This window comes from Kitasatospora sp. NPDC059160, assembly GCF_042755465.1.
Taxonomy (GTDB): Bacteria; Actinomycetota; Actinomycetes; order Streptomycetales; family Streptomycetaceae; genus Kitasatospora.
The window spans coordinates 1-25920 of sequence record NZ_JBHZCN010000127.1; the positions used below are offsets into that span (position 1 = coordinate 1).

General features: G+C 74.1%; 26 protein-coding genes and 2 pseudogenes. 7 read left to right on the top strand and 21 right to left on the bottom strand.

The features are described from left to right. Positions 1–313: 313 nt before the first annotated feature. The 3 genes and pseudogenes from ACFXOZ_RS36520 to ACFXOZ_RS36530 form a co-directional block, all read right to left on the bottom strand. Positions 314–415 (bottom strand): hypothetical protein, encoded by a 102-nt coding sequence (locus tag ACFXOZ_RS36520; RefSeq protein WP_380594202.1) that lies wholly within the window; start codon positions 413–415, stop codon positions 314–316. Next, complete coding sequence (locus ACFXOZ_RS36525; protein ID WP_380594204.1) at positions 412–654, bottom strand: hypothetical protein; 243 nt, start codon at positions 652–654, stop codon at positions 412–414. The genes ACFXOZ_RS36520 and ACFXOZ_RS36525 overlap by 4 nt, the downstream gene beginning before the upstream one ends. Before the next feature lie 33 nt (positions 655–687). Next, positions 688–867, bottom strand: a pseudogene (locus ACFXOZ_RS36530) (ATP-dependent DNA ligase); the annotation flags it as partial. Between ACFXOZ_RS36530 and istB the strand changes: the two are divergent. Beyond that, positions 864–1412: pseudogene (gene istB, locus ACFXOZ_RS36535) on the top strand (IS21-like element helper ATPase IstB); the annotation flags it as partial. The pseudogenes ACFXOZ_RS36530 and istB overlap by 4 nt on opposite strands. Before the next feature lie 6 nt (positions 1413–1418). Here istB and ACFXOZ_RS36540 read toward each other — a convergent pair. The 11 genes from ACFXOZ_RS36540 to ACFXOZ_RS36590 all read right to left on the bottom strand — a co-directional run bounded on the left by ACFXOZ_RS36540 (position 1419) and on the right by ACFXOZ_RS36590 (position 13341). Further along, positions 1419–1922: an ABC transporter substrate-binding protein gene (locus ACFXOZ_RS36540; RefSeq protein ID WP_380594206.1), complete on the bottom strand. Its 504-nt coding sequence runs from the start codon at positions 1920–1922 to the stop codon at positions 1419–1421. 176 nt (positions 1923–2098) lie between these two features. Continuing rightward, the gene (locus ACFXOZ_RS36545; RefSeq protein ID WP_380525471.1) at positions 2099–2299 is read right to left on the bottom strand and encodes a hypothetical protein; all 201 of its coding nucleotides are present in this window, start codon (positions 2297–2299) and stop codon (positions 2099–2101) included. 819 nt (positions 2300–3118) lie between these two features. Further along, on the bottom strand, positions 3119–3625 hold the full coding sequence (locus tag ACFXOZ_RS36550; RefSeq protein WP_380594208.1) for an NUDIX hydrolase: 507 nt from the start codon (positions 3623–3625) through the stop codon (positions 3119–3121). After that, on the bottom strand, positions 3622–4479 hold the full coding sequence (locus ACFXOZ_RS36555; protein ID WP_380594210.1) for a sugar phosphate nucleotidyltransferase: 858 nt from the start codon (positions 4477–4479) through the stop codon (positions 3622–3624). Before ACFXOZ_RS36555 ends, ACFXOZ_RS36550 begins: the two co-directional genes overlap by 4 nt. 167 nt (positions 4480–4646) lie before the next feature. After that, a complete protein-coding gene (locus ACFXOZ_RS36560) occupies positions 4647–6782 on the bottom strand; it encodes a hypothetical protein (protein ID WP_380594212.1) in 2136 nt (711 codons plus the stop codon). 156 nt (positions 6783–6938) lie between these two features. After that, the gene (locus ACFXOZ_RS36565; RefSeq protein ID WP_380594214.1) at positions 6939–7784 is read right to left on the bottom strand and encodes a hypothetical protein; all 846 of its coding nucleotides are present in this window, start codon (positions 7782–7784) and stop codon (positions 6939–6941) included. 15 nt (positions 7785–7799) lie between these two features. Next, on the bottom strand, positions 7800–8393 hold the full coding sequence (locus tag ACFXOZ_RS36570; RefSeq protein ID WP_380594216.1) for an NUDIX domain-containing protein: 594 nt from the start codon (positions 8391–8393) through the stop codon (positions 7800–7802). Further along, the gene (locus ACFXOZ_RS36575; protein ID WP_380594218.1) at positions 8393–10006 is read right to left on the bottom strand and encodes a hypothetical protein; all 1614 of its coding nucleotides are present in this window, start codon (positions 10004–10006) and stop codon (positions 8393–8395) included. The genes ACFXOZ_RS36570 and ACFXOZ_RS36575 overlap by 1 nt, the downstream gene beginning before the upstream one ends. Positions 10007–10021: 15 nt before the next feature. Next, the gene (locus tag ACFXOZ_RS36580) at positions 10022–11047 is read right to left on the bottom strand and encodes an Ldh family oxidoreductase (RefSeq protein WP_380594220.1); all 1026 of its coding nucleotides are present in this window, start codon (positions 11045–11047) and stop codon (positions 10022–10024) included. Then, positions 11044–12624, bottom strand: coding sequence for a glycoside hydrolase family 3 N-terminal domain-containing protein (locus ACFXOZ_RS36585; RefSeq protein ID WP_380594222.1), 1581 nt, complete (start codon positions 12622–12624; stop codon positions 11044–11046). The genes ACFXOZ_RS36580 and ACFXOZ_RS36585 overlap by 4 nt, the downstream gene beginning before the upstream one ends. Positions 12625–12660: 36 nt before the next feature. Next, the gene (locus ACFXOZ_RS36590) at positions 12661–13341 is read right to left on the bottom strand and encodes a hypothetical protein (protein ID WP_380594224.1); all 681 of its coding nucleotides are present in this window, start codon (positions 13339–13341) and stop codon (positions 12661–12663) included. Between the two features lie 395 nt (positions 13342–13736). Here ACFXOZ_RS36590 and ACFXOZ_RS36595 point away from each other — a divergent pair, with 395 nt between their 5' ends. From ACFXOZ_RS36595 to ACFXOZ_RS36615, 5 genes are all read left to right on the top strand, one after another. Further along, entirely contained in the window at positions 13737–15035 is a 1299-nt protein-coding gene (locus tag ACFXOZ_RS36595; protein WP_380594226.1) for a hypothetical protein, read from the top strand. Positions 15036–15044: 9 nt separating this feature from the next. Next, entirely contained in the window at positions 15045–15599 is a 555-nt protein-coding gene (locus ACFXOZ_RS36600) for a GNAT family N-acetyltransferase (protein WP_380594228.1), read from the top strand. 66 nt (positions 15600–15665) lie between these two features. Beyond that, the gene (locus tag ACFXOZ_RS36605) at positions 15666–16154 is read left to right on the top strand and encodes a GNAT family N-acetyltransferase (RefSeq protein WP_380594230.1); all 489 of its coding nucleotides are present in this window, start codon (positions 15666–15668) and stop codon (positions 16152–16154) included. A 138-nt stretch (positions 16155–16292) separates the two neighbouring features. Beyond that, on the top strand, positions 16293–16610 hold the full coding sequence (locus ACFXOZ_RS36610) for a hypothetical protein (RefSeq protein WP_380594232.1): 318 nt from the start codon (positions 16293–16295) through the stop codon (positions 16608–16610). Positions 16611–16634: 24 nt separating this feature from the next. Beyond that, the gene (locus tag ACFXOZ_RS36615; RefSeq protein ID WP_380594234.1) at positions 16635–17333 is read left to right on the top strand and encodes a hypothetical protein; all 699 of its coding nucleotides are present in this window, start codon (positions 16635–16637) and stop codon (positions 17331–17333) included. A 20-nt stretch (positions 17334–17353) separates the two neighbouring features. Here ACFXOZ_RS36615 and ACFXOZ_RS36620 read toward each other — a convergent pair whose 3' ends face one another. The 7 genes from ACFXOZ_RS36620 to ACFXOZ_RS36650 all read right to left on the bottom strand — a co-directional run bounded on the left by ACFXOZ_RS36620 (position 17354) and on the right by ACFXOZ_RS36650 (position 24555). Continuing rightward, positions 17354–18043: a sigma factor-like helix-turn-helix DNA-binding protein gene (locus ACFXOZ_RS36620; protein WP_380594236.1), complete on the bottom strand. Its 690-nt coding sequence runs from the start codon at positions 18041–18043 to the stop codon at positions 17354–17356. A 38-nt stretch (positions 18044–18081) separates the two neighbouring features. Further along, positions 18082–19317, bottom strand: coding sequence for a hypothetical protein (locus ACFXOZ_RS36625; RefSeq protein WP_380594238.1), 1236 nt, complete (start codon positions 19315–19317; stop codon positions 18082–18084). A 17-nt stretch (positions 19318–19334) separates the two neighbouring features. Further along, positions 19335–20375: a hypothetical protein gene (locus ACFXOZ_RS36630; protein WP_380594240.1), complete on the bottom strand. Its 1041-nt coding sequence runs from the start codon at positions 20373–20375 to the stop codon at positions 19335–19337. Next, positions 20372–20986 (bottom strand): helix-turn-helix transcriptional regulator, encoded by a 615-nt coding sequence (locus ACFXOZ_RS36635; protein ID WP_380594242.1) that lies wholly within the window; start codon positions 20984–20986, stop codon positions 20372–20374. The genes ACFXOZ_RS36630 and ACFXOZ_RS36635 overlap by 4 nt, the downstream gene beginning before the upstream one ends. Continuing rightward, positions 20983–21930 carry a hypothetical protein gene (locus ACFXOZ_RS36640; RefSeq protein ID WP_380594244.1) on the bottom strand — a complete coding sequence of 316 codons (948 nt, stop codon included), beginning with the start codon at positions 21928–21930 and terminating at the stop codon, positions 20983–20985. Before ACFXOZ_RS36640 ends, ACFXOZ_RS36635 begins: the two co-directional genes overlap by 4 nt. 538 nt (positions 21931–22468) lie before the next feature. After that, positions 22469–23188, bottom strand: coding sequence for a hypothetical protein (locus ACFXOZ_RS36645; RefSeq protein ID WP_380594246.1), 720 nt, complete (start codon positions 23186–23188; stop codon positions 22469–22471). 122 nt (positions 23189–23310) lie between these two features. Beyond that, positions 23311–24555 carry a helix-turn-helix domain-containing protein gene (locus ACFXOZ_RS36650; RefSeq protein ID WP_380525433.1) on the bottom strand — a complete coding sequence of 415 codons (1245 nt, stop codon included), beginning with the start codon at positions 24553–24555 and terminating at the stop codon, positions 23311–23313. Between the two features lie 391 nt (positions 24556–24946). Here ACFXOZ_RS36650 and ACFXOZ_RS36655 point away from each other — a divergent pair, with 391 nt between their 5' ends. Further along, positions 24947–25573 (top strand): hypothetical protein, encoded by a 627-nt coding sequence (locus ACFXOZ_RS36655; protein ID WP_380594248.1) that lies wholly within the window; start codon positions 24947–24949, stop codon positions 25571–25573. Positions 25574–25920 lie beyond the last annotated feature (347 nt).

Here is a 25920-nt window from a genome sequence, read left to right on the forward strand (position 1 = left end):
GCGCGGGGGTCCCGTGCCGGCCGCCGACGTTCGGTTCCTGTACCTCAGGGCGTCGGTCGGTCGTTCCAACCAGAGTCGGCTCCGCCCCAGGAGGAGTCGACGTCGACGGTGAGGCCCCACGTGGAGTCCGCCGCCCGGCAGCCCCAGATCGTGTCCGGCACCGCACCCCACACCGAGTCCCTGCGTCCACGAGTAACCACGACGACAACCTCCCAGGTAGAGCATGATCGGGGCGCACCACTTTAGGCACGCCCGCCTCTCACGTCACTACCTGCGTGCTGCCGGTTCCGCAGGACTCGCCACGGCGGCGTGGTCAGCCCCGCAGGCCCCTCCACACCGGCTGGCGCAGCTGGCCCCGGTCGGTGATCTCCAGGAACTCGACCTCGGCGTGCAGCTCGGGGCGTACGAACCTCACTTCGGTGCCGGGCGGCAGCCCCAGGGCCCGGCCACCGGCGGTGAACGGCGACGCGGGGGCGGCGAGGCGGGGGCGGCGAGGCGGCGCAGCGTGGCCGCGAGGGCGCGCCGCTCGGCCCCGGTGAAGCCGGTGCCGACCGAGCCGACGTACTGCAGGCGGCCGGGTGCGGCTTCGGCGCCGGCCAGGACGGCCCGCAGGGTGTTGCCGTGGGGGCCGCCGGGCAGCCAGCCGCCGATCACGACGTCGGCGGTGCGCAGGTGCTTGAGCTTGATCCAGTCGCGCGAGCGTGTGCCGGGGGCGTAGAGCGAGTCGGTGCGCTTGGCGAGGACGCCCTCCAGCTGGTGTTCGCGGGTCCATCCGTAGGCGGCGGCGACGGAGTCCCACGTCGGTGGGACTCGTAGGCCCGGGCGGTCCAGCTCCAGGTTCTCCAGGAGTTCGCGCCGGTCCGAAATGGCTCTCCGATTTCGACTACACCGCCAACCCGAACGTCACCCCCGCCCAGATCCACAACCTCGCCACCTGCGAATGGGTCAAGAAGGGCGAACCGCTCTGCCTGATCGGCGACTCCGGCACCGGAAAGTCCCACCTGCTGATCGGACTGGGGTCCGCCGCCGCGATGGCCGGCTTCCGGGTCCGATACGCGCTCGCAGCGAAGCTGGTCAACGAGCTCGTCGAGGCCGCTGACGAGAAGCAGCTGACCAAGACCATCGCCCGCTACGGACGCGTCGATCTTCTCTGCATCGATGAACTCGGCTACCTCGAACTGGACCGCCGTGGCGCCGAGATGCTGTTCCAGGTTCTGACGGAACGGGAGGAGAAGAACAGCGTGGCCATCGCCTCGAACGAATCGTTCGGAGGCTGGACGAAGACGTTCACCGATCCCCGCCTCTGCGCGGCCATCGTCGACCGCCTCACCTTCAATGGCACCATCATCGAGACCGGCACCGAGTCCTATCGTCTCGCCCAGACCAAGGCCAAGCAGCAGGCCGGCCGGTAGGCCAGGTCACGCGGGCCGTTGCTGCACGATCCTGCCTTGGAGTTCGCGGAGCACCGCATCGACGCCTCGGTCTTCCGCGATGGCTGTCAGCCTCGGGCGCAACCTACCGAGGAAGGAGACGCCCTCGACTCCGACGTTCCCGATCCTGAGCCCCTTGTCGGACTTTTCGAACACCCAGAAGGTGATCTCGGTCGGCTCCTCATCAACATCGGCAGAGGTCATGACCCTGAACTTGCCGCCGTCGTGAGGGTCGCGATCCGTGATGACCAAGGCCGCGCCAGCCAGAGGCAGCCCCGCGATCTGCTCGGCTACGTGCTTCGTCATCGCCAGCACAGTGGCTCCACGCTGTTCGCCGTCCAGTCGCTCCCAGCTCGGACCCACCGCGATGGGTGCCAACTCCCGCCAGTCCAGCACGGACGCGACGAACGCGGATCGATCCGGCTCCTGCACCAGGGCAAGGTCGGCGAGGAACGTGCTGATGAATGCTGAGGCGTCTTCCGAAGTGAGCACAGAGCGAACGTAGTCGCTTGAGCCCACCGCAGGAAGATCACCCCGGCTGCAGTGGGGCCAGCCCGCACCGGAACCCGGGGCCACCTCAAGCCGGAGCGACCCACCGGCAAGCCGACAAGTGGGGCCAGCTCAGGCCGGACAAGCGGGGCCACTGCAAGCCGTTAATGCCACACGGGCTACCCGCGGTCGTCCGCCGGTGTGCCTGGCGCGATTCCGAGGAAGTAGGCGATGGCCTCCGGTGCCTGCTCGGCCATGGCCTGTCGCTCCTCGGCCGTCGGGCGCTCGCGGTCGAAGCACCGCAGCGAGCAGGCCAGCCAGGGGTTCCAGGGCGCCGACCGGCCGCAGACCGGGCAGACCATCGTCGCCGCCTTGGCCATGGCGCACCTCCACCGCCGAGCTGTCCCTTTCTCCACCGTAGGCCGTTCGAGGGGTGTGTGCAGCTGACGTTTGGCCACTCGAACGTTTGCTCTAAGGCGGCCCGCCCGGCTGACCGCGTGGCGGCGCCCTCCGGCCACCACCGACTGGATCGCCCACGTCCGCTGGGGCCCGAACGGGCCGGGATCGGGCGAGGAGGCCTGGGCCTGATTTGACCGGCCGCCGTGTCGGACGGCCGCGTGGTGGCGCCGCCGGCCCGAGCGGGTAGGCGGAGTCGTCCGCATGGTCACGGCCGTGAACACCGCCACCGCTGTGACCTGCAGGAGCGTGGCTGTCAGCGTCGACGGGTCGTCGGAGACCCCGGCGCCGGCCACCCGGGTGTTACCCCCGCCGCCGGTGGGCCGGATCGGCCCTGCATGCGCGTCAGCGCCGCGGCCACGGCCTCCACCTGCTCGGCCGACACCGCTTGGCCACGCAGGGGGCGTCGGGCAGGTGCGACATGCTCACTACCGGAGCGGTCGCGGACAGATCCGCTTCCAGTGGCGCCGGAGCGAGGTCTGGCACCCACTCCTCCAGCAGCGTGAGGGCGCGCCACTCCTGTTCGTGCTCGCCGTCGGTCGGTGCTTGGCCAGGGGTCGGCGGCCGGACTCCCAGCTCTGCACGGTGCCGAGGTCGCGGCCGACGTCTTCGGCGAAGGCGGTCTGGGTGCACGGGATGCTCTCGCGCAGGAGGCGCAGCAGGTAGCTGGAGACGACTCCGACTTCCGCGCGGCTGCGTTCCCGTGGTGCCATCCGCGTCCCCCTGGGTGTGGTCGGTGCGGGTCAGCGCCAGCTGTACGTCCGGTCGTGCATGGGCGGCAGCTGGACGGGGACGGTGGTGTCGGTGGCGAGCCCGGCGAGGGCGGGCCCGGCTGCGGGGTACAGGTGCAGGTCCGCGGCCTCGGCGAGCGGGATCCAGACCACGCGGGTGGTGTCCTCGGCGTCCTGCTCGGTGGCGGCGACGTGGTCGCGGATCGAGTCCGGGGCGTCGAGGACGTAGATGAGGTGCAGGCGCCGGAACAGGGTGTCGGTGCCTGGCCGGGTGTTGGCCTGGTCCTGAACCCAGCGCAGGGCCGGCGGGGCGGCCATGCCGGCGACGTCGAGGTCGAGCTCTTCCTTGAGCTCGCGCAGCAGCGCGGACAGGATTTCCTCGTCGGCGCCGACGATTCCCCCCGGAAGGGAGAACTGGTCGCCGTCGGCACGGCGGCGGTGGATGAGGCAGACCTCGCCGCGGTTGACGATGGCGACGCAGGTGCGGATCGGGACGGCGGGGGTGCCGGAGCTGGTCACGCGGTCACCCCCGGGATGCTCAGGCCCTGGACGCGGGCGGCGGCCACGCCGGCGGCGAGCAGCCCGGCGGGGCTGCCGCAGTCGTGGTACTGACCGGCGACGGGGTGGATGAGCAACTCGTGGTCGCGGGCGAAGGCCGCGATGGCATCGGTGGCCTGGTACTCACCGCTCGGCGCGGGGAGCAGCTTCTCGAAGTAGCGGATCGCCTCGCCGGGCAGCAGGACACGGCTGATGTTGATGAAGGCCGTGGGCCGCTCGTAGACGGTCGGCTTCTCCAGCAGGGTGTCGAGGATCCGCACCGCGTTGCCGGGCCCGGTTCGTGGGTTGAGGATGCCGTACCGGCCGGCCTGGGTGCCGGGGACGGTGGCGGCGGCGATCGCGCCCGGGGTGTGGGCGGCGGTGCGGGCGGTGGCAAGGTCGGCGAGGTCGGAGCCGCCGTCGGGGCGCAGGAGGAGGTCGTCGCCGGAGACGAGGAGGACGTCGTCGTCGCCGATGAAGTCGGCGGCCAGGATCGTGGGGATCGCGGTGCCGTAGCGCTCGTCGCGGGGCTGCTCGATGAAGGTGAAGTCCGCCTGGCGGTGGATGTCGGCGACGGAGGTGTACTTGTCCTGCCAGCCGCGGTCCGCGCAGTAGGCCTCCAGCTCGCCGTCGTGGCTGAGGTAGTGGCGGATCTGGCGTCCGGCTTCCCCGGGGGCGGTGACGATGGCGATCTCCCGCGCTCCGGCCGCGAGGCAGTCGGCCACCGCGTAGGCGATCACGGGCCGGTCGAGGACCGGCATCATCGCCTTCGTGATGGTCTTGCCGATGGGGAAGAACCTGGTGCCCATGCCGGCGGCGGCGATGACGGCCCTCACGCGCTGAACCTCTTCCGTCGGTGCTTGGTAGACGTGCCAGTCTACGCACCCTTTGCACCGATTTCGTGAATCCGCTGGTGGGCGCAGCTGGATGCTGGCGTGTCGTCAACTCGGCGGGACGCCAGTGCGATTGGCACTGGCGTCCCCTGGCGGGTGGTGCGGCGGGGTCAGCGTGGGGCGGGAACGATCACCACGTCGGTGGGCGTGCTGGCGGCCGCCCGGGCGAGGGAGCCGGCCGTGTGGATCCGGTCGCAGACCGGGGTGGGCCGGGCGTTGGGGTCGGCTCCGTGGCGCAGGGCCTGCTCGCGGACGGTGGTGAGCATGACGTCGTAGTCGCGGGGGGCGCCCTGCTGGCCGTCGACCCACTGGTGGAGGGCGGCGACGCCGACTTCCACGAGGGCCTGGCCGGAGTGCTGGAGCGCGGCGAGGAGCTCGGTGTCGAAGGACATGCCGTGGTCGGCGACCTTGGGCAGCACGGCGTGGAGGGCGGGTGCGGCGAACGCCTTGAACCCGGCCTGCGGGTCGGTGACGCCGAGGCCGAGGAGTTCGTCGACGGCCTTCTGGTAGAGGCGGGTGGCGGCCGTGGGCCCGGCCGGCGGGTAGTAGCCGTGCGAGTCCGGCAGGCGGCGCGAGCCGATGGCCGCTGCGGTGCCGGGGCTGGCGAGCGCGTGAAGGTGCAGGCCGATCTGGTCGAGCGGGTAGGTCAGGTCGAGGTCGGTGTAGGCGAGGGTGGTGTGCCCGGCCTCGTGCAGCTGGGCCAGGCCCCACAGGACGGCGCCGCCCTTGGCGCTGGCGGTGTCGGGCCGGGTGGCGACGGTGACGGCGATCTGCGGGTGGGCGGCGGCGATCTGCTCGGCGGCGCGGGCGGAGGCGCCGTCGGGGTCCTCGTCGACCAGGAGCAGGTGGGCGCGGGCCGCGGGCCGGTCGGCGAGCAGCCAGGCCAGCTGCGCCGTCTTCGCGGTGAGCGGGTCGTGTCCGGCAGGCGCGTCGGCGAAGCGGTGGGCCTCGGTGCGCATCGGCACGACGATGCCCAGGTCGGGGGTGGCGGCCAGGGTCATCAGGTGGTGCTTGGATCGGGCGGCTTTCAGCGCCGTGATCAGGCCGTGGATCTGGAGGTGGCCGGGGAGCTTGTCGCGCCGGTTCTTGGCGTGGGCCCGGATGAAGCTGATCAGCAGGGCGTCGTCGAAGTGCGGCAGGGGGCTCGCGCCGTGGTGGCCGGTCAGGTGGTCGGCGACGGTGTGCAGCAGGGCGCGGCCGGTGGGGTCGGCTGCCCAGCACGCGTCGGGCCCCGGCACGCCGTCGCTGGTGTCCAGGGCGCGGACGTGGTCGGCGAGCAGCTCGTACCCGGCGACCAGGCCGCGCTGCGCCGGATCCCAGGTGGAGCCGTCCGCCGTGGTGGCGGCGTTCTCCCATGCCTGCTGCCAGCGGCCGTCCTCGGTCTGGGCGGCTCGGACGGCGGCGGTCACCTGCTGCCAGCGCGCAGCGACGCCGGGCCACGGCGCGGGGAGGTCGGCCAGCGGTCCTTCGGCGGTCAGGGCCTCGGGGGCGAGCAGCGCCAGCGCGAGGGCTCGGCCGGCGCTCTCGGGGGTGTCGGCGGTGGCGCTCAGGGCGTCGAACCACAGCTCGGCGGCGAGGGTGCGGCCGCCGGTGTGGGCGGCGATGCCCTCGATGGTCGCGGTCCGGCGCGCGGCCAGTTCGGCGCCGGTGCGGCTGCGGCGGGTGCGCTCGCGGGCTGCCTCGCCGTCCCGGTCGACGGCGGACTTGGGCGCGGCGGAGTTCGCGCGGGCCTCCAGGAGGCGCCCGAGGGCAGCGTCCGCCGGGCCGGTCAGGGCGGGTGCGGTGAGCAGGTCGGCGAGGACGGCGTGCAGGGTGTCCGGGTCGGCGGCGGCCGCGGCTGCGGCGAACTTGTCGCCGGCCAGGTAGCCGGGGTCGATCTGCTCGGGCAGGTGGGCGAGCGCGGCGACGGTGCGGGCGAAGCGGTGGCATGCCTGCTCGGCGCCGTCGGGGAACAGGGCGGCGCGCAGCCGGGCGGCCGGGGCCTTGAGCTGGGGGCGGTGGGCGACCAGCAGGGTGAGCGAGGCGAGCGGGAGGTCGTCTCGGTCCTCCAGGGCGGCGGTGACGCGCTGGGCGGCGGCGGGGTCGGTGATGGTGAGCAGGGAGCGGACGAGCGCGGGGGTGGGGTCGGCGCTGCAGGCCAGGCGGACGGCGAGGTCGGTGTCGGCGGTGCGGGTGGCGTGGGTGAGCAGGGGGGACTCGGCGAGCGGGAGGAAGGTCCGGCTCGGGACGGTGGCGGTGGCACTCATGGGTGGGGCTTCCCTTCGCGGGTCGGTTGCGGGCGGGTCTGGAGTGGCCGGCGGCGTCTGGGGTGGCGGGGCGGCCGGGAGGAGAATCCGGCCGCCCCGCCGTCGTGCTGCCTCAGGGCGTCGGGTGCGGTCGCTCGGGGCCGGGGCGGCCGGGTGTTACTGGACCTCGGCGTGGGCGATCGTCGCGTCGTCGTGCCGCTTGCGGCGCGGCCAGCCGTGCCCGTCGGGGTCGTCGCCGTCCAGGCGCCGGATCAGGTCGAGGACCGCTTGGGGCCCGCTGCGGCGGCAGATCCGGTCGGTCTCGTCCCAGGAGAGCTTCTGGTAGAGGTCGGTGGCCCTGCTGCCGCCGTCGGTGGTCAGCAGCAGGGACCTGATGTCGGCGAGCGGCCAGCGGGCCGTCCGCGCCTCCAGTCCGGCCTTGGGGTCGGCGGCCGCGATCCCGTACCCGTCGGGCTGGTTGGCCCAGTGTTCGAGGCGTTCGAGGATTCCTGCGGTGAGCTGGCGGTCGGCGTCGTCGCCGATCCGCCCCTCCCCCGCGAGCAGGCGCCCGTCCTGGAGGCGGCGGTCCGGCAGGGTGCGGGTGATGTCCGCGAGTCGGGTGTCGGTGAGCACCAGGGGAGCCCGGTCGTCCGTGCGGACGCCGGCCACCGTGCAGTCGCCGATCACGGCGGCCTCCCACCAGCCGTCGACCGCGCGGCCGACGGCGATCGTGGCCTGCCCGGTACGGCCGGGCTCGGTTTCGGGCCCGAGACCGAGCTGCTCGGCGGTTCCGGTGATGGCCTCGGCCAGGATCTGCGGGAGCGTCAGCGCCCGGTCGGTGATGATCAGCGCGGTCTGTGCGGCGAGGACGTCGGCGTAGTCCGCTCCGCGGGGCCGGACGCCGGCGGCCGTGGTGGTGACGCCGTCCGCGACCACCATCCAGTCGACTCCGTGGCGCACCCGGTCCTCCGAGGGCTTGGTGCCGCCGGGCACGGTGGCCGTCTTGATCGTCAGGGTGAACATCGACTCGTCCTCTTCTCAGACGGTGGGAGCGGGCGCCCCGGCCACGTCGGGGTGCAGGGACTGGGCGGCGCCGACGAGCGGCCCGTGGTCGGGCGCGAGGACGTAGTAGCCGCAGACGCCGCTCGCTCGGGCGGCCAGGGCGAGCTCCACCTGCGCCGGGCGGGTGCGCGGCATGTCCTCGGTCTGACGCCACTGCTCCAGGGTCAGCAGCTGGTAGCGGGTGTGCTCCTTCGACAGGACGATCCGTTCCAGCTGGTCGTCGTGGAGGGTGCCGCCGTCGAAGACCAGCCCGACGGCGGCCGGCCAGTCCGGCCGGGGCGGCTGGTGGACGATCAGCAGCGGCGCCCCGACCGACAGCATCAGCCCCAGTTCCTCAAAGGCTTCTCGGCCGGCCGCGGCTTCCGGGCCGCCCGCCGCATCGTCCCCGTCGACCGCGCCGCCGGGCATCTGCCAGATCCCAAAGTCCCAGACCGAGCGCAGCATCAGCACACGGCCCTGACGGTCGGTGAGCAGCAGGGTCGCCCACACCAGGATCCTCGGGGGCGTGGCCAGGTACTGGTCCGGGGGCAGGAGGCGCGGCTCGTCCTCGGGGGCGCTGTTCGGGGCCATCAGCTGAGCCGTCCGGCCAGCAGCGCGGCGGCCTGCGCGGGGGTGTGGACGGGGTGGAGCAGGTTCTGGCGCAGGAAGGTGCGCTCGAACTGGCTCAGCGGGGCGTGGACGACGACGGTCGAGGGGGTGATGTCCACCGGCGCGTCCGGGCGGCCGAGGCGGGCCAGCAGGTGACGGACCGTCTCCTCGTCGGGCAGCGCCTCGGTGGTGGAGGCGCAGACCTGGTGCTGGGCGGCGGGGCAGCGCAGCCGGCAGTTCGTTCCGGGCAGGTCGTAGTGGCCGTTGTAGTCGGGGATGTGGCTGCCCCGCTCGACCGAGCGGCCGCAGGAGGAGCGCTTGAGCACGGCGGGGCGCTGCTCGGTCGGCACGTCGGCGTACACCTCGTCGAACATGGCCATGATCCGGGCCTCGGTGGCGGAGGTGAGGAGCTTCTTGCCGGGGGTGAAGGAGCCGGTGGGCAGCGGCAGCCCGTAGCTCATGAACGAGTGGACGTGGTCGTCGCCGAACTTGAGGCCGCCGAGGACGACGGTGCGCGCGCCGGCGTCGCGGTAGGTCTCCCAGACGTGGCGCAGGTGGGCGTCGGTGGTGTTGATGCCCTCGGCGATCGGCCGGTAGTAGGCGAGGACGTTGAGGCGGCCGGAGGTGAGGACGCGGCGCAGGAAGCCCAGGCGGCGCTCGCGGTTGGGCGGCTCGATCGCGTCGGGCATCGCCGCGTAGCAGACCTGGATGTCCAGGTCGACGTTGGTCAGGGACTCCAGCTGGGCGATCTGCTCGTCGGACAGCGTGAACTTGGTGATGCAGGAGACCCGGTTGGTCAGGCCCAGCCGGTCGAGCAGCTGGAGCATGCCCCAGGTGCGGGACCACAGCACGGGCAGGAACGCCTCGCTGGTGGACATGTGCAGCCCGAGGGGGGTGACGTGCGGGGTGAACCAGGGGTGGGCCAGGAGCCGGTCGATGACCTCCTCGGGCTCCAGGAAGCCCTTGGGCTCCCAGTCGCCGAAGTAGCCGTCGGCGGTGTCGCCCTCGCGCCGGTAGCAGTAGGCGCACTGGAGCGGGCAGCCGACGCCGCAGTCGACCGACATGCCGCCCTTCATCTGGCTGATCATGTAGCTGGTGTTCAGCCCGTCGGGTCCGGCCAGGGCCTGGCTGGCGGCGATCACCTCCGGCGTGGCGAACGGGGTGAAGCCCTCGGGCAGTTCGGCCTTGAGGGCGAAGGGGGCGTCGGGGGTGCCGACGATGCTCGGCCAGGGATACGTGGCGCGCAGCGCGAAGGCGAGCGCGTCCTGCTGGGCGGTGTCGAGGCGGTGGGCGCGGGCGAGTCCGGTGGTGGTGCGGGAGGGCAGTTCCTGGAGGGGGATGCGGCGCTCGGTCGGCTCGTGGAGCAGGCGTCGGTCGGCGATGTCGGCGAGCGCGCGCTCCAGCGGGCCGTCGGCCAGGCGCCGCGCGGCGGCGATCACGGTGTACGGGTCGGCCAGGTCGAGCACTCCCTGGAGGGCGCGGGCGGCGAGCGGGCGCACCGGGCCGCGGTGCAGGGTCAGCGGCCCTGCGGCGGCGAGCTCGTCCAGCAGCGCGGCGGCCGGCTCCTGGGCGGGGGCGGTCGGGGTGGTGGTCACGGATCGGTCCTTCCGTCAGCGGGTGGTACGGGAGATCCAGGTACGCGGTGGCCGGACGGCGGGCGCCCCGGCCTCGATGAGGAGCTCCAGGTCGGCACGGTCCACGGGCACGCCGTGGACGACGGCCTGGGCACGGTGGGCGAAGGCCCGCTCACCGGGAAGCCGGGCCCCGTGCTCGGCGAGAGCGGTGGCGAGGTCGGCGACGGCGGCCGTGAGCTGGTCGCCGGTACCGAGCTGGGCAGGGTCGATCGCCAGGCACAGCAGCCCGCGTCCCTCGGTGCCGTCGGGCAGGGCGCTGCCGCCGGCGAGTGCACCGACCAGCAGTTCCAGCACGATCGCCAGCCCCTGGGCCCTGGGGCCGGGCGGCAGCAGCACCGCCGCCGCCGCGGGGTCGGTGGTCGGCTCGCCGTGCCGGTCGAGCGCGGACCCCGGCGGCAGCGGGCGCTGCTCGCGCTGGTCCTGGTGCAGGCGGCCCCAGGAGGTGGACGCGCAGGCCAGGTCCACCAGGGCGGGGTGCGCCCCGGCGGCCGGGACGGCGACGGCCAGAGCGGGGTTGCCGAGCAGCGCGGTCCCGGGGCCGCCGAGGACGGCGACGCTGCGCCCGGAGGTCTGCGCGGCGACCAGGCCGATCAGCCCCCGGTCAGCGAGCTGCCCGGCCGGGATGCCGAGGGCCCCGGCGTGGCCGGCCCGCCGGACGGTCACCAGCGCGGTGCCGGAGCGCTGGGCGAGCTTGGCGGCGGCGGAGACCGCGTGGCGGGCGGCGATCGGGCCGGGCGCGAGATCGGCGTCCATGGCCACGACCGACGTCCCGGTGCGCAGCGTGCTCACGACCGGCCGGGGGTTCAGCCGGCCGTCGCGCAGCTTCGCGGCCAGACCGGGGGCCAGGCGGCTGCCGTGGCCGGGGATGCCCCGCAGGTCGGCCTCGACCAGGGCGCCGGTCAGCGTCCGGGCGCCGGAGCGGTTCATCCCCGTCCCCTTGAACAGCCGCACCAGGAAGGAGGACAGCTCGGCGGTGGGCACCAGCTCGGTGTCCGCGTTCACCTCGCCTCCCCGACCGGAAGGCGGCCGGGAGCCTGGCCGTGGTGCAGGACCGTCGCGGCCACGGCCCGGGCGCTCGCCGGGTGCGGGCTGTAGGCGGCCAGCAGGACTTGGGCGGCGGACTCGGCCAGCTCGTCCGGGTCACCGAAGGCGACCTGCACCACCGTGTGCCCGGCGGTGGCCAGGCGGCTCGCCTCGATCGCGACCGCGCTCGGGCCGGACGGGCGGCGGGTGTCGTAGCCGTAGACGACCACCGCGTCGACCTGCGGCGGGACCGGCTGCCCGAAGCCGACGGGCAGCACCTCCCGGCGGGCGGCCAGCGCGGAGGGGAAGGCGTCCTCGGCGTATCGGGCGCTGTCGGCCCGCCGCTCCCCAGCGTTCGGCACCCGCACCGCCGCGACCGCCCGGCCGTGCCCGGCCAGCGGCAGCAGGTGGCCGCCGCGCAGCACGGTGACCGACGCCTCGGCGATCCGCTCGGCTGCCTGGGCCGCGGCGCGATCCGCGCTCGCCCAGTCGGGCAGCGCCGCGTCGGGACCGAACCCGAACCGGTGGTGCAGTTCCAGTACCCGGGCGGCGGCCTCCTCGATGCGGGCCAGCGGGATCTGCCCGGTGGAGACCGCGGCGGCCAGGGCGTCGACCACCGTGCGGCGCTGCCGGATGGCACGGGCCCGGTCGGCGGGGCCGTGGTTGCCGCGCGAGACCTCGGAGTCGAGCATCACCAGGTCGACCCCGGCCGCCACCGCCGCCACCGCCGCCTGTTCCAGGCCGCCGAGCGGGCCGTGGACGGCGGGGATCGACAGGTTCTCGCTGACCGCGACCCCGGTGAAGCCGACGTCCTCGCGCAGCAGGGCGAGCACGCGCGGCGAGGCGAGCGCCGGGCGGTCGTCCAGCTCGCGCACGGTGTGGCTGCCGATCATCACGCAGGCCGCCCCGGCGCTGGCCACCGAGCGGAACGGCAGCAGCGCCCCGGCGGCGAGCCGGTTGATCACCGGCGCGCTGTGGTGCGGGTCCGCAGCGACGCCGCCCAGGCCCGGGAAGTGCTTGGCCGTGGCGGCCACGCCGCCGCGCTGGAGGCCCCGCACCCAGGCCGCCGCCAGCGCCGCCACCCGCACCGGGTCCGCGCCGAAGGCGCGGGTGCCGACCGCTCCGGCGCTGGGCCGGGCGGCCAGGTCCACCACCGGGGCCAGGTTCCAGGTCAGTCCGACCGCGCGCAGCTGCGCGGCGATCGCTGCCCCGGCCGTTTCGGCCAGCTCTTCGCGGTCGGCGGCGCCCAGCGCCATGGCCCCGGGCAACTGCGCCACACCGGGCCAGTCGAGCGCGTTCAGGCGGCCGCCTTCCTGGTTCACGCTGACCAGCAGCGGCTCGTGCAGCAGGCGGCGGGCGGCGTCCATGGCCGAGCGCAGCACGGCGGGGCTGGTGACGGTGTCCTTGCCGATCCGGCCCGAGGCGGCGCCCGCCGCTTCGGCGAGGCGATCCTCGGCGGGCCCGGGGGTGAGCGGGTGCCGGCCGGGGCGCACGATCAGGTCCGCGAGGCGCTCCGCCTCGCGCGGCAGCGGCGGCCGGGGTGTGGTGGTTGGCATCGTGCAGTGCTCCTTCCTGCAAGACGGTGGGGTGGTTCAGGCCGGGATGCGCGGTGCGAGGGCGGCGTCGGCCGGGCCCGCGGGGACGGCGGCCGGGGGGCTGGGCAGGAGTCCGGCGGTGGTGAGGATCTGGCGGGCCATCTCCTGCGGGGTGTGCAGGGCGGTGTCGAAGACGAGGAGGGTGCGGTGGCGCCGGCCGAGGAAGTGGAGCAGCGCCGCGTTGAACCTGCTGGCGAACTCCGGGTCGTCGATGCTGTTGCGGTCGCCGGGGTCCAGGTGCTCCCGGGCGGCCATCCGCTCGCGCCGCACCGCGACGTCGGCGTGGACGTAGACGGCGACGTCGAAGGCGACGAAGTACCGGGAGGCCCACAGCGCCAGCACCGCGGGAAGGAACGGGCCGCCGGCCAGGCCGACCGCGATGGTGCGGTCGACGTAGCCCTCCTGGACCAGGACCGCGTCGCCGCAACGGGGCGGGTCGAAGGACACCAGCAGCCGGTCGAGGGCGAAGCCGGCGGCCAGGTAGGCGCCGGTGACGCCGCTGGAGCGGTACTGGCGGCCGAGGTTCAGCCGCTTGAGGGGCTTGTCCAGCGGGTGGTGCTCGGCGAGCATCCGGCGGTGACGCAGCGCCTCGATGCCGTGCTCGGCCATCATCGCCAGCAGGGCGTCGACCAGGGTCGTCTTGCCGGACCCGTCGAGGCCGTCGACCAGCAGGCGCATCGGGCGGCGCCTCGGGCGGGGCGCTTGCGGCTGTCGGCGGCGCTGGCCCGGAATCCATAGTGATGTGGGCATGCCAGTCCCCTCTCGGGAAAGGTGCGGCGGGGAACGACTGCGGAGCCGGTCGGGCCCGGATACGAACGCGGGCCCAGCGTCCTCATCAAGGTTGGAGCGAACGAGCCTTGTCGAGGGCTCACCCGCTGTACGGGTTTCCCGGGCTGCGGTGGGTCCAGGAAACCGGTGGCGGCGGCGATGAAGCGATGTCAGACGGCTGGAAATTCGGATGAAAATCGCGGACGCCATCCGAATTTCCAGCGCTGCGACTCTGTCGCGGAGAGTGCTCGCATCGCTACCGTCAGGGTGTAGGCACGGTGCTCGTGGACTCCGAGGGGGCGGTCATGGGCCAACTGAACAGCACGTTCCGCAGGCTCCGCGAGGTCGAGTGGGGCATGAGCAGGAACGAGGCCGCCGAGTTCCTGGTGACCGAATCGGTCAAGCTCGGCGACCCGGTCCTCCTGGTGGCCCGGACGATCGCGACCTGGGAGGACGGCGACACCGCCTGGCCACAGGCCCGGTACCGCCGGCTGCTGCACCGGGTGACCGGCCGCACAGCCGAGGAACTCGGCTTTACCCCGCCCGGCCGCCGGGCAGGAACGAAGGCGACGCCGCACACCGATGAACCACGCACCGATGGAGAGGACGACATGCGCCGACGCAGCATCCTCCTGGGCGCCGGGGCGGCCGTGGTCGCCGTCACCGTCCCGGACTCTGGCACCTCCCGTCTGGCCGTGGGCCGCGACCACCTCGACGAACTCGCCCGGACCGAGCAGACGCTGTACGCCGAGGACCGCGACCACGGCTCCGCCAACCTCGCGGAGCAGGCCGCCACCGCGCTCCAGACCGCCCACACCTGGCTCGCGGACGGCCGCTACAGCGAAACGCTGGGCCGCGAGCTCCACACCGCGACCGGCATGCTCTCGGTGGCCGCCGGCTGGCTCGCACTCGACGCCGAGCGTCCATCCGACGCCCGCTCCCTCTACACCGAGGCGCTTGCCAGCGCCCGCCAGGCCGACGACCCGGGCCTTGAGGCCCACGCCTGGGCCTGCCTGTCCCTGCTGGCCCACGCCACCGGCCGGCCCCGAGAGGCCGTCACCAACGCCCAGGTGGCGCAGCACGCAGCCGCGGCACTCGGCTCGCCGCGCTGGCTGTCGCTGCTGGCCATGCGCGAGGCCCGCGGCTGGGCCCTCCAAGGTGACCGGTCGCTCACCGAGCAGGCGCTGGTCCGGGCGTACGACCTCTACTCCAAGGGGCCCCGCGACTGCGACCCGGACTGGCTCGCCTTCTTCGTGCCCGCCGAACTGGCCGGGCTGGAGTCCCTGTGCCGGGCCGACCTCGGGCAGCACGACCGTGCCGCGGCCGGTGCCGAGCAGGCCGTGATGCTCTTCGCCAACGGCCACCCGCGCAACCGAGCCCTGTACACCGCCGACATCGCAGCCCACCACGCCCGCGGTGCCAAGCCGGACCTCGACGCCGCCGTCGACGCCGGCCACCGCACGCTGGCCTACCTACCCGACGTCCGCTCCGGGCGCCTCGTCCGCTCGCTACGCGACCTCGCCAGCACCCTGCGCGCGCACCGGGCAGTGCCGTGCGTCGCCCACTACCTGGACGCCCACCGCACGGTCGTCCCCGCAGCCTGAAAGGCCCGCATGAACACCCCTGCCACGCCGCTCGTCGTCCGGCGCTACGGTCCCAGCGACACCGCCATCCTGCTCGACACCCTGGCCGACGTCTGGGCCGAGGCCCACGCCGGCCACGACGACGTCGCCCGCGCCGGGCTCACCCCCGAGTCCCTGCGCCACCAGATCAGCGGACACGCACGGCACGAGGAGTTCACCCTCATCGCCGCCTTCGCGGCCGGCCAGATCGTCGGCTTCGGGTACGGCTTCCGCTGCTCCCCCGCCTACTGGTACGGCGAACAGCTCCTGCCCGCCATCACCCCCGACGCCCGCGACACCGACTCCCTCGCCGGCATCTGCGAACTCGCCGTCCGACCCGGCTGGCAAGGCCAAGGCGTCGGCACCCACCTCCACGCCGCGCTGCTGGAGGCGCTGCGCACCGAATGGGTGTCGCTCCTCGCGATGCCGGGCAACGACCCCGCCCGCCGCCTCTACGATCGCCTGGGCTACCAGTACGCCGGCCCCTACCGCGCCGGACCGAACGGACCGGAGCTCGACCTTCTCCTGCTCCGCACGCCCGTGTGACCGGCACCGACCCGGGCCGGGCGGGTCCGACCGCCCCGAGCGACAACCACCGCCCCCTGGAGCAGCATGACCGCCGACGCGAAGTGGCTCCACCCTCACTGGCCGACCGAGCTCGCCACCCCCCGGCTGTTGCTGCGCCCCGTGGAGCCCGTGGACTCTCCACTTCTTCGCACCTTGTGGACCGACCCGGAGGTCCGCCGCTTCCTGGGCGGCCCTGTTGCCTCTGACCGGCTCGACCGGCGCCTTTCCGACGCCGCGAGCCAGCGCGGCCACTTCACCGTCGTCCTCACCGGGGCCGGCCAGGCGGTGGGCCGGGTAACGCTCGACCCGGACCACCGTGCCGCGGACCGGGCCGAGGTCTCGTACGAGTTCCTCCCCGCCTACGCAGGCCGCGGGTATGCGGCGGAGGCCGTCGGCGCCGTGGTCCGCTGGTGCACCCAGGCCGCGAACACCCGCTCCCGGCGGCTGCTGGAGAAGCTCGGCCTGCTCGCCGCCGAGCGCTTCGTCGAGTACGGCCAGGACCAGGTCTTCTACACCACCGCGCCCTCCCGGTGACCTCCCCCGACACGGCCGCCGCCAAGGGCGCACGGAGATGCCGGAGCGTTGCTCCGCCGACAGCGCAGAACCCACGAAGGCCCGCGCCGGTACGCACGGCCGTGACCGGGCGGGCAGCAGCTCGTTGACCAGTAGATGATGAGCGACGAGCACGCCCGGATCGACGCGGCGACCTGCGCCGCGACCACGGCGGCGAGCACCCTGGTGGACGTGGTGATGGCTGCCGGGGCCCTGCCGCCGGCTGCGGCCATCGCCATCCTGGAGACCGTCGGCACCCTCATCGCTGCCCTCCAGGAGCAGGGCGGCCCCGCCCTGACGCTGCTCCGGCCGACCCAGCAGGCCCTGGGCGAGGTACGACAGCTGCTGATCGCCGACGTGGACGGTGAGCGCGACCGGCGGCCTGGCTCCCGGTCTCTGGCCCGGGTCCTCGACCACATCGCCGCCAAGTACCAGTAGGTCGCCTCCCACGAGGTGGCGGGGTTGGCCGGGCAGTTGGCGGCCGTCGCCGCCCGGCACGGCCTGCCGGTCGCCGAGAGCGCGAACGGCGACGTCGCCGACTGGCCGGTGCTCGGTCCCGGGGTCCATCGGATGCCGCCGGTGGGGGAACTCGTGATCCGCGACCACGAAGCCGGCGCTCCGGCGTTCGGCGCACATCTGACCCACTACGCCGCTCGGCACGGCACGCTCACCCTGCTGCCGGAGGTCCCTCGCTGGCACAGCGCCGTCGCCTTCGGGGATTCCCCGCCGGTGGCGCTCGCCGTCCTGGCCGAGGCCCTGACCGGAGAGGTGGCCGAGGTACGGCGGCTGATGGAGCAAGCCGGCCACCTGGACGGTGCCTTCGCCCGCGCGGCCGCCGACACCGCCGCGATCACCGAGGCCGTCGCCCGGTCCTGGCAGCGGCGCGCCGCAGGGCAGGACGCCGTGCCGGGCGGCGAGCTCGCCGAAGCGCACTACACCCACGTCACGCTGTCGCTGCGCTCGGCCGGGATGGCACTGCGCGCCGTCGGTGAGGCCCCGCCCGGCCGGGCCGTCCTCCAGACCCGCGCCCGGCTGGAGCGGCTGCTGTTCGAGCGCGCGCGGCGCTGCGAGCGCGAGCTGCGGGCCGCCCCGATCCGGCTCGGCGACCTGGTGGCGGTGCAGGCGTGTGCGGCGCTGGCCGCCGTCGAGCTCACCCGGTAGGGCCCGCGGGCGCACGGCGCTCACCGCCGGGTCCGGCAGCGGCAGGGGTGGTGGGCCGGGAGCTCGCCGATGGCGTGCAGGCTCCAGATCGCGTTCGGGCCGCCGGTGGCGCCGAGGTCGGCGAACAGCCGGCGCAGCCGGGAGCGGATGGTGCGTTCGGGCAGGCCGAGCTGTTCCGCGATCTCCTGGTAGGTCAGGCCTGCGGCGAGGAGTTCGGCGGTGCTGCGCTGCGGCGCCGCGATGCCGCCGGCGGGCGGACGCAGGTACGGCGGCGTCAGCAGCTTGGCGCGGCAGGCGATGTCGACGGCCTGGGTGCGGCTGGTGGCGCCGAGCACGCGCAGGACGTCGTGGATCGCCCTGGACCCGAGGCCCTGGCTGCCGGTGTCCTGCCCAGGGCGTAGCAGGTGGCCGATGTCGTCGGTCGTGGCACCTCGGGCCACGGCGTCGAGGACGGTGTGCTCACCGCGGGTGAGGGCGAGGGCGGTGCGGCAGCCCGGACAGGGCAGGCCCCGGACGGCGCCCTGGGCGCCCTGGTGCGGGGGTCGGCGTGTGCGGGCGCGCCCCGTCGGCCCCTTCCGACCCAGCTGGTCGTCGGGGTTGTCGTTGACCTCGCAGATGTCGCCGTGCGGGTCGGTACAGACAGCCGCCTGGCCGTAGGCGAAGCGGCCGGGTGGGAAGAGCGGGTCGGTGTCGGAGTGGAACGGGGGCATGCCGGTCGGTCCGATCGGTCGTGGCGGGTTGGTGGCGGTCAGCGGCTGGGCGGCTGGGAATCGATGACGCCGGCCGCGGCGAGGTCCCCGTACAGGGCGTGGTGTTCCCGGTCGGTCATGGGGCGTTCGGTGTCCGGCGGGAGGAGGCCGTCGGCGGCGTGCGCGGTGGAGGTGCGGGGGCCGCGGAGCGTGAGGGTGGTGGTGTCGGGCCGCATCAGCGTCCGGTGTGCGAGGGCGGTGCCCAGGGTGTAGGAGCTGCCGGGCAGTTCGGTGGTGGTGACGGCCGGGCGCAGTTGGTCGGCGGTGAAGGGGCCGGTGTTCCAGCCGTCGGTGCGGGTGTGGACGGTGTGGAGGTAGCCGCCGGTGAGGACGCGGGCGCCGTGGGGGTGGGCGTGGTGGCGCGGCGGGAGGTGGTGGTCGGGGCGGTGGTTGGTGTTGAGGTGGAGTTCGAAGCCGTGCTCGGGGCGCAGGCACAGGACGACGCGGTCCAGGAGCGGGGTGGTGCGGCTGGCGTCGTAGCGCTGGTAGTCGTAGACGGCGGTGGTGACCAAGTAGGAGAGGGAGGTCCGGTTGACGGCGAGGTAGTGGAGGACGTCCTGCTGGGCGTGGATCTTGGGCAGGTCGGCGCCGAGCAGGCCGGGGATGTCCTCGGGCCGGGTGAAGGGCCAGTGGGGGAGGCCGTCCAAGCGGCGGGCAAGGCGGGCCCGGGCTCCCTTCACGGCGACCTCGTAGTCGGCCTCGTCGAGCGGGCGGGCGTCGGGGGCGGTGAGGCGGTGGTGGGTCAGGACGAGCTGGACGCCGTCGGCGGGGCCGGTGAGTTCGACCGTGGCGCCCGCGTGGAGGACGGCCAGCTGGCCGGGGTTGAGGGTGCGCAGGTACTGGGGCCGGCGCTGGTCGACGTCGCCTGGGTGGCGGAACAGGGCCAGGTCCAGGGTGCCGGTGAGGGGCAGCAGGACGCTGGTGTGGTCGGCGGGCCTCGGCGGGGTCGGGGTGCCGTCGGGCAGGCGCAGGTAGAGGGCGGGCTGGCCCTTGGCGGCGTCGGCCAGGAGCAGCAGGGTGTGCCCGGGGGTGGTGTGGGAGCCGGCGGCCAGGGCGGGGGTGTGGGGGGCGGTGTGGTCGAGGAGGTGCAGGAGTTGGCCGGTGGCGGGGGTGAGCCAGCCGTCGGTGATCAGCCGCTCGGGGACGGCGATGCCGGCGGGGTCCTGGGTGAGCAGTTCGGTGGCGGGGGGCAGGAGGAGTTCGGTCGTGGTGCCGCCCGGCAGGGTGAAGAGCATGTGGGGCCTCGTCTCGTTCAGCGGTGTGTGGTCGGTGGCCGGTGCCAGGCCCGGTCCTGCGGGGGGATGGGCGCTCGCGCGGGGGCGGGCTGGGCGCGGGTGGCCTGTTCGTTGGCGGCGGCCAGCTGGACCCAGCCGGTCACGAGCCGGTCGCGGGCGGCCTCCAGTTCCTCGAAGCCCTGCTCCAGTCCGTTCTGGCCGTGCTGGAGCAGGCGGGCGTCGTCCCGGGTCCGGGCGACGTCGTCGGCGGCGGCGGCCAGCTCGCGGCGGATCTCGCGCAGTTCGCCGCCGACGGTCCCGGCGTCGGTCTCGGTCTGCCGGAGCGCCTCTCGGGCCTGCCGGGCGGCGGTGCGGCAGGCTTCCAGCTCGGCCTGGCCGGCGGTGAGCTCGGCCACGATGCGGGCGAGTTCGGCGCGCCCGCGCCGGAGGTCGCCGCGAAGGGCGGCCGCCTGGGTGACCTGGTCGGCCCACCGCAGCGCCGCGTCCCGGGCGGCCTGCCGCTCGTGCTCGGGCTGCTCGCGGGTCCGGCGCGCCTGCTCGCACGCCGGGTTCGGGCAGGGGTGGTGGTGTTCCAGCGCGCCGATCGCGTGCAGCATGGCGAGGGCCGCGGCCAGGCGTCGCACGCCGAGCCGCTGGTAGACGGCGTACTGCAGCCGACGGGCCGCCTCCAGCCTGATGCCGGCCGCGTCCGCCGCGTCGGCGACGGCCTGGCCCTCGCCGAGCAGGACGAACAGACGCAGCTGCGGGGCCGTCGGTGATCCCGGGGGCCGGTCGGGCACCAGCGGCGGGACGAGTCCGGCGCGGGCCCCGGTCAGGACGAGCTGGCCGTTGGTGCGGGCACCGGTCAGTTTCCGCATCCGCGCCAGTTCCCGGGCCACCACGGGGTGCCCGCAGCCCAGGCTGTGGCCGATGCTACGGATGTCGTGGCCGACGGCGGTGAGCAGCAGGACGCTGTGCTGGCGGCAGGTGAGGGCGATCCGTTCCCCGCAGGTCGGACACGGGTCGCCTTCGACCCTCTCGTACGGATCGGGCGCCGTGTTCTCCTGGGTGGTGGTCACGTGGGGCTCCCGGCCGGGCAGTGGGGGCAGAACGGGGCGGCGTGCAGCAGCTGCGCGGCGTGGAGGCGGTAGACGGCCGCGGGACTGCCGGAGGTGCCCAGGGTCCGGCGGGTGCGGGCGAGGGAGTGGGTGACGCTGCCCTCGCGCAGGCCGAGCCGTTCGGCGATCTCCGAGACGGCGCGGCCGTGGGCCTGGTTCTGGACGATTTCCAGGTCCCGGCCGGGCAGAGGGTGGGTCAGGCGGGTCGGCTGCGGGCAGAGCAGGCCGCTCCGGCAGGCGTGGTCGACGGCCTGCGGCCAGGTCTCGGCCCCCAGGGCCCACGCCAGCATCCCCAGCTCGGCCAGGGCGCTGGAGACGCTGGCGTAGGTGCGGCGCGCGATCTGGTCGGTCGACAGGTCGGCGGCCAGCCACGTCAGCAGACTCGCCTCGGACGAGCTGAGGGTGACCGTCGTACAGCAGACCCGGCAGAGTGTGCCGACGGTGCGGGCCGACGGCGGGCTGAACACCGGGCCGGGAACCGGGTCGGTGTTGGGCCGGTGGACCCAGGCCGGCGGGTAGCCGGCGCGCAGCTGGACGAGGCCGACGGTGTCGGAGGTCTCGGGGGTCGTCACCGCTGCCCCCAGTTCCACGGGAGCTGGTGGGCGCCGCGCAGGCATGCGATCTGGTGGGCGGCCCGCTGGCGGGCGGTGCCGTAGAGGCGGGATCGGCGCACGGTCTCCATCACGGCGGTCAGGACGACGACGTCCCGGACGGTCTGGTAGTCCGGCCAGGCGCCGATCTGGTCGTAGGGCACGAGGTCGGGCCGGGCCCGGGAGGTGTAGGCCGTCGTGTACGCGTGGAGGTCGACGGGGTGTCCGCGCAGCAGCTCGGTGCGCCAGCGGGCGGCGACGAGGTCCCACTCGCGGCGGCCGAGCCGCAGCGGGCGTCGCAGGAGCAGCCGCGGGCAGCGGCCGTCGTCGTAGCAGGCCGCCGTACGGGTGTCGCCGAGGATGACGGTGGGCGGGGTCGGCCACACGATGCGCTCCCACTCCTCGCGCAGCCGAGCGGCGTGTTCGCGCAGGAACCACTGGCCGGCCTCGTCCACGTCGGCGTCGGCCAGCGCGTCCAGCAGGCCGTCGAACGGGTCGTGGGGCTCCAGCCACAGCGCCGACTTGGGGTGGATGCCGTGGACGGCGGCGGTCACCCACGCGCTCACCGCGGGGTCGCCGTGGCGCCGCCCAGGCTGGTGCCAGAAGGTCACGGCGCGCGCCCCGTGGGTACGGACGTGGCTGTAGTGCGGACGGACGACGGGCACCGGCTGCTGCTCCAGCAGCTGGGCGCCACGCAGCAGCGCCCAGGCATCGTCCAGACTGGTGTGCACAAGGGCCACCGCGTCCGAGGCGGGCAGCGACCACCGGTGGAGGTCCGGGTGCTCACTGACCAGCTCGGCCCCGTCGGCGGTGTCGCCGGTGTCCACGCAGGCCTTGGTCACGGCCGAGTAGGAGGCCGTGATCCGCTGACGGCGGGCCACCTCGGCGGCCTTGAGCAGGATGCTGGTGGTCGGTCCGACGCTCACGGGGTTCCTCGGGTACGAAGTCGGTGGACAAGGTGGTGGTGGTCCGGAACGGCGCCTCCCACGCTTCGCCGCCCCGGACCGCCGACCCCGTGCCGGGTGGCACGTGCCGGAACGGACAACGGGGCGCAACACGGTGTCCCCGGTCGCCTCGTCGTCCGGTTCGACCGGGGTGCGGGCGCACAGGGGTGACGCCCGGCACCCCGGCCTTCATTCACCCGCCCCAGGTCCTGGGGTGGGTGGTCTCAACGGGGGTGCTGGCCCGGCCAGGGCTCCCGCCCAACGGCCGGGCCAGCGTTCCGGTGGACCCTCGGCCACCGGGTTCTTCCTGCCAGACCGCCACCCCCACGGTCGACGGCCGGCAGGAACCCCGCAGCCGCCTCCCCCCGGCACGACGGGAAAGGGGGTGGCGGCCGCGGGGCCGCGCGGTGAGCAAGGCACGGTAGGGCGTGCGCTCTTCCGCTGCCCGCCGCACCCAGGCGGGCGTTCTGGAGTCCGGCGGCGGCCGCGCCGGGAAGGGCTGGCGGCCGTCGCCGGAGGTCTACGGGGTGGTGCTCACGCCGCCGGTATCCGGCTGCTCAGCACCGGGCGCACGGGAAACGTGCCGACGACCGGCCGGGGCCGGGCGTTCCGCACAACGGTGTCTGCGCGCAGGGCCGCGATGACCACGGAGATGCCGGGACCGGCGGTCTCCGCGCTGTTCTGCAGCGCCTGCGAGATGGTGTTGCGGAGGGTGGCGCCCGATGTCGCCGCCGTGCAGCAGTGCGACCGGGGAGTTAGTCTGGAGTACCCACGGCGGGGTGTCCCAGCGGGTGCCGTGCGAGGGCGGGAGGGCGATCCAGTCGTCCGGGCCGGAGCGGATCCTCACGTCGGCTCCGACCGTTCTGGCGTAGCGGCCGGTGGCGGGAAGGATCAGCAGGGTGACCGACTCGTCGGTGACGATGCACGGCACCTGGGCGATCTTCTCCAGGTTGACTATCGCGGCCATGCCCGTGGTCCGCGGGAAGACCAGGGCGTCGAACATGCTGGTGGTGGCCAGGAGTCCGGCGCCGGGCGCCTTCTCCAGTTCCTCGATGACGTGCTCGGGGTCGCTGACGGCGGGGCTGCCGGTCCGGGGGTGGGCACCCGGCATGGGGCAGTTCGGGTTGTTGCACGTGCAGCCCTGCCGAGGCCTGTAGCGGTGTCCGACCGATAACGCCCAGCCGAGGGCGGAGTAGGCCGTGACGGCGTCGTTCGGTCGGCGGGTGTTGATCAGCTCCATTGCCAGTCTCTCCCACGGTGATCACACATTCACATCTGGTGACCCCATGAGCTTGGCAGCCCTGCCGTGCCGCGCCCCCTAGGAATTCTAGGGGGCGTCAACTGTTCGGGTGGAAAGGTGAGTTAGTGCACCAGCTCCATGTTGCGGATGAGGCTGGAGAGAGCGGCGGCCTGCGACGGAACCCCCACCTGCACGAGCTCGGTGACCAGGGCCCGGCTCATCGGGTCGGCGAACACGTAGTGCGGCGCGGCGGTGGCGGCCTCCTTGAGTTTGACCACCGCGGTCGAGTGCCGGCCCATCCGCTGCATCGCCCGTGCTTCGTCGATCGCGAAGTGGGTGCGCCGCTCCTTCGACGGGACCTCGTTGATGTCGACCTGCGGCACGTGGGCAAGGCCCCGGCCCGGCTCATCCACCTCGACACCGACTTCCGCCGCGTGGACGGCGACGACGCCGCGCCCGAACACGGTGTGCCGGCCGAGGTCGTACCAGCCGGGGCCGAGACGGTCGGCATCCTCCAGCGCGGCATCGACCCGGGCCCACGCTTCCGCCCCGTGGCCGGCCCGGGCGTGGGCAATCGCGCACCGCAGGTGCAGGGCTCCGCGAAGCGACACCGCCTCCCGCCCGGCCACCACGCCCCGGGTGTGGGGCTCCAGGTCGCGCAGGGCGGCCTCGGCCACGGCGAGGGCCTCCCTGGGGGACGCCTGGTGCAGCAGCGCCCCGCACCGGTCCCACGCGACGGCCGCCCGCTCCAGCGGATCGTCAACGGCGGTCGCAGCTCCCGCGGCCACCTCCGCCGCCGACCACGCCAGATCCGGGTACCCCAGCTGGTTCAGGCACATCCTGGCCGTACGGCACGTGTCGGCCAGCAGCCGCAGGGCCTCGTCCCGGCTTCCGCCGGACTCGAATGTCAGCACGGCCGTGTTCAGGTCTTCGATCAGGGGCGGGAGCAGGGTGGCGACCTTGGGCAAGTTGGCAGCCTGCCGCGCCGCATTGGTCCGCCGGGACTGCTCTCGCAGGTCCGCCAGCCCGACGAGGCCGCCCTGCGGGACGAGACCCGGGTGGCCGGACAGGATCAAGCCGGCCCGGCGCACCCCGGTACGGATCGCGGGGACGTGGGCATGCGCGATGCCGCCGACTCCGTGCTGGAGCCTGTACGGCTGGCCGAGCAGCCACACCACGTCGACGTCGCAGCACTCGGCGATGGCGGTGATCACGCTGTACCGGTCCAGGGCCAACCGCCCGCTCTCGACGTTGGCCACCCAGGACTCGGCCCGGCCCAGGAAGTCGGCAAGCTCAACTTGCGTCATTCCAGCGGCGTTTCGGGCAATCCTCACGCGCGAACCGATCGATTCGCTGTTCAGAGGCATACCGGTCTCCGTTCTGATTCCCACTCAACTCAGGACGGTACTCCGGATGCCGCCCCCGCAAGGCACGTAGGCCGAACGGGGGACGGCATCCCTCCGATCCGGCGGCATTACACCCGGCACGGCAACCTCGGCACGACGGGTGGGGGATTGTCAGCCATCGGGAGTTGACCGTGCACTGCTCAGGTCGCGGCCGCGCCCGCCCGCGCTCCCTGCGCCTTCTGCTGCCCGGCCTTCCGGCACCGCCGAGCCGCTCACGCCCGCCGCTGAGCCCACCCGGGAGCCCGACGCCGCCACGGCCTAGCCGCACAGTGTGGGCGGCGGGTCGACTCCGGGTGGAGGCGGGCAAAAATGCACGTCACACTGTCAGCTCCCCTTGCTACTGTCCGGCGCCATGACTGAATGGATAGCCGCCGTGGCGGCCGCTGTCAGCGTGCTGGTCGCGGTGTTCGCGTGGAAGGCTGCCGACCGGTCGGCAGCCGCCGCGGAGCGCGTCGAGAGCATCGAACGTGACCGCTGGCACCGGGACCTCACCCCCGACCTCGACATCCGCCTCGTGCAGCAGAACATGAACCACTGGCTCCTGAGCGTGGACCTCGACGGCCCCGAAGGCCTCGACGACCTCGACAGCATCACCGTCGAGATCCTGGACGAGAAGGGCGTCAGCCACCTGCCCGGGCCGACGGGACCCACGGCGGAGGACCTCGCGCAGGTGATCTGGGGACCGCTGCGCCTGCGCCCCGGTGTCGACGGTGTCGCCGCCCCCGGCCGCACCACCACCGTTGAAGGCCTCGGGCTCGGCCACCGCGCCGTCCGCGCGCTGGAGCTCAGCCTACGGCCGGCCTGGGACAAGGACCCCATCAACTCCTGGGCCCGCCGCTACCTGGACCACCCGCTGCGCCTGCGCATCGTCTGCCACAAGGACGGCCACAAGCCGTGGACCCTGATCCGAGAGGTGCCCGTCCCTCCTGGAACCCGCCCCGCCGAGCACACCTCCCCGGCGGGCTCCGCCACGGCCTAGTCTGGCGCGCCGTCGGCGGGCACCACCGGCATGGTGGTGGTTGGCGGCCCCAGCCCGAGCCCCCGAGCGGGTCGGGGCGCCGCAGCAGCACCGAAGGCCCCTTCCCTCGCCGGGGCCTTCGTGGTCTTCTCGGGACCGCTACCCAGGCCACTGGGGGCCACCGACAACGGCGGTCGTCGGCCCGACCCCCGGGCGCCCGCCTGGCTCCAAGAACCGCGGCCCCGCGAACCGCTACGACGTGGGCCTGCTCCTGGCCACCGGCGAGTCCTACCGCTGACCGGCTCTCAGCGTCCGGCCGGCAGCCCCCAGGAAACCGGCCAGAGTAGCACAAAGAGCCGGCTGGCCCG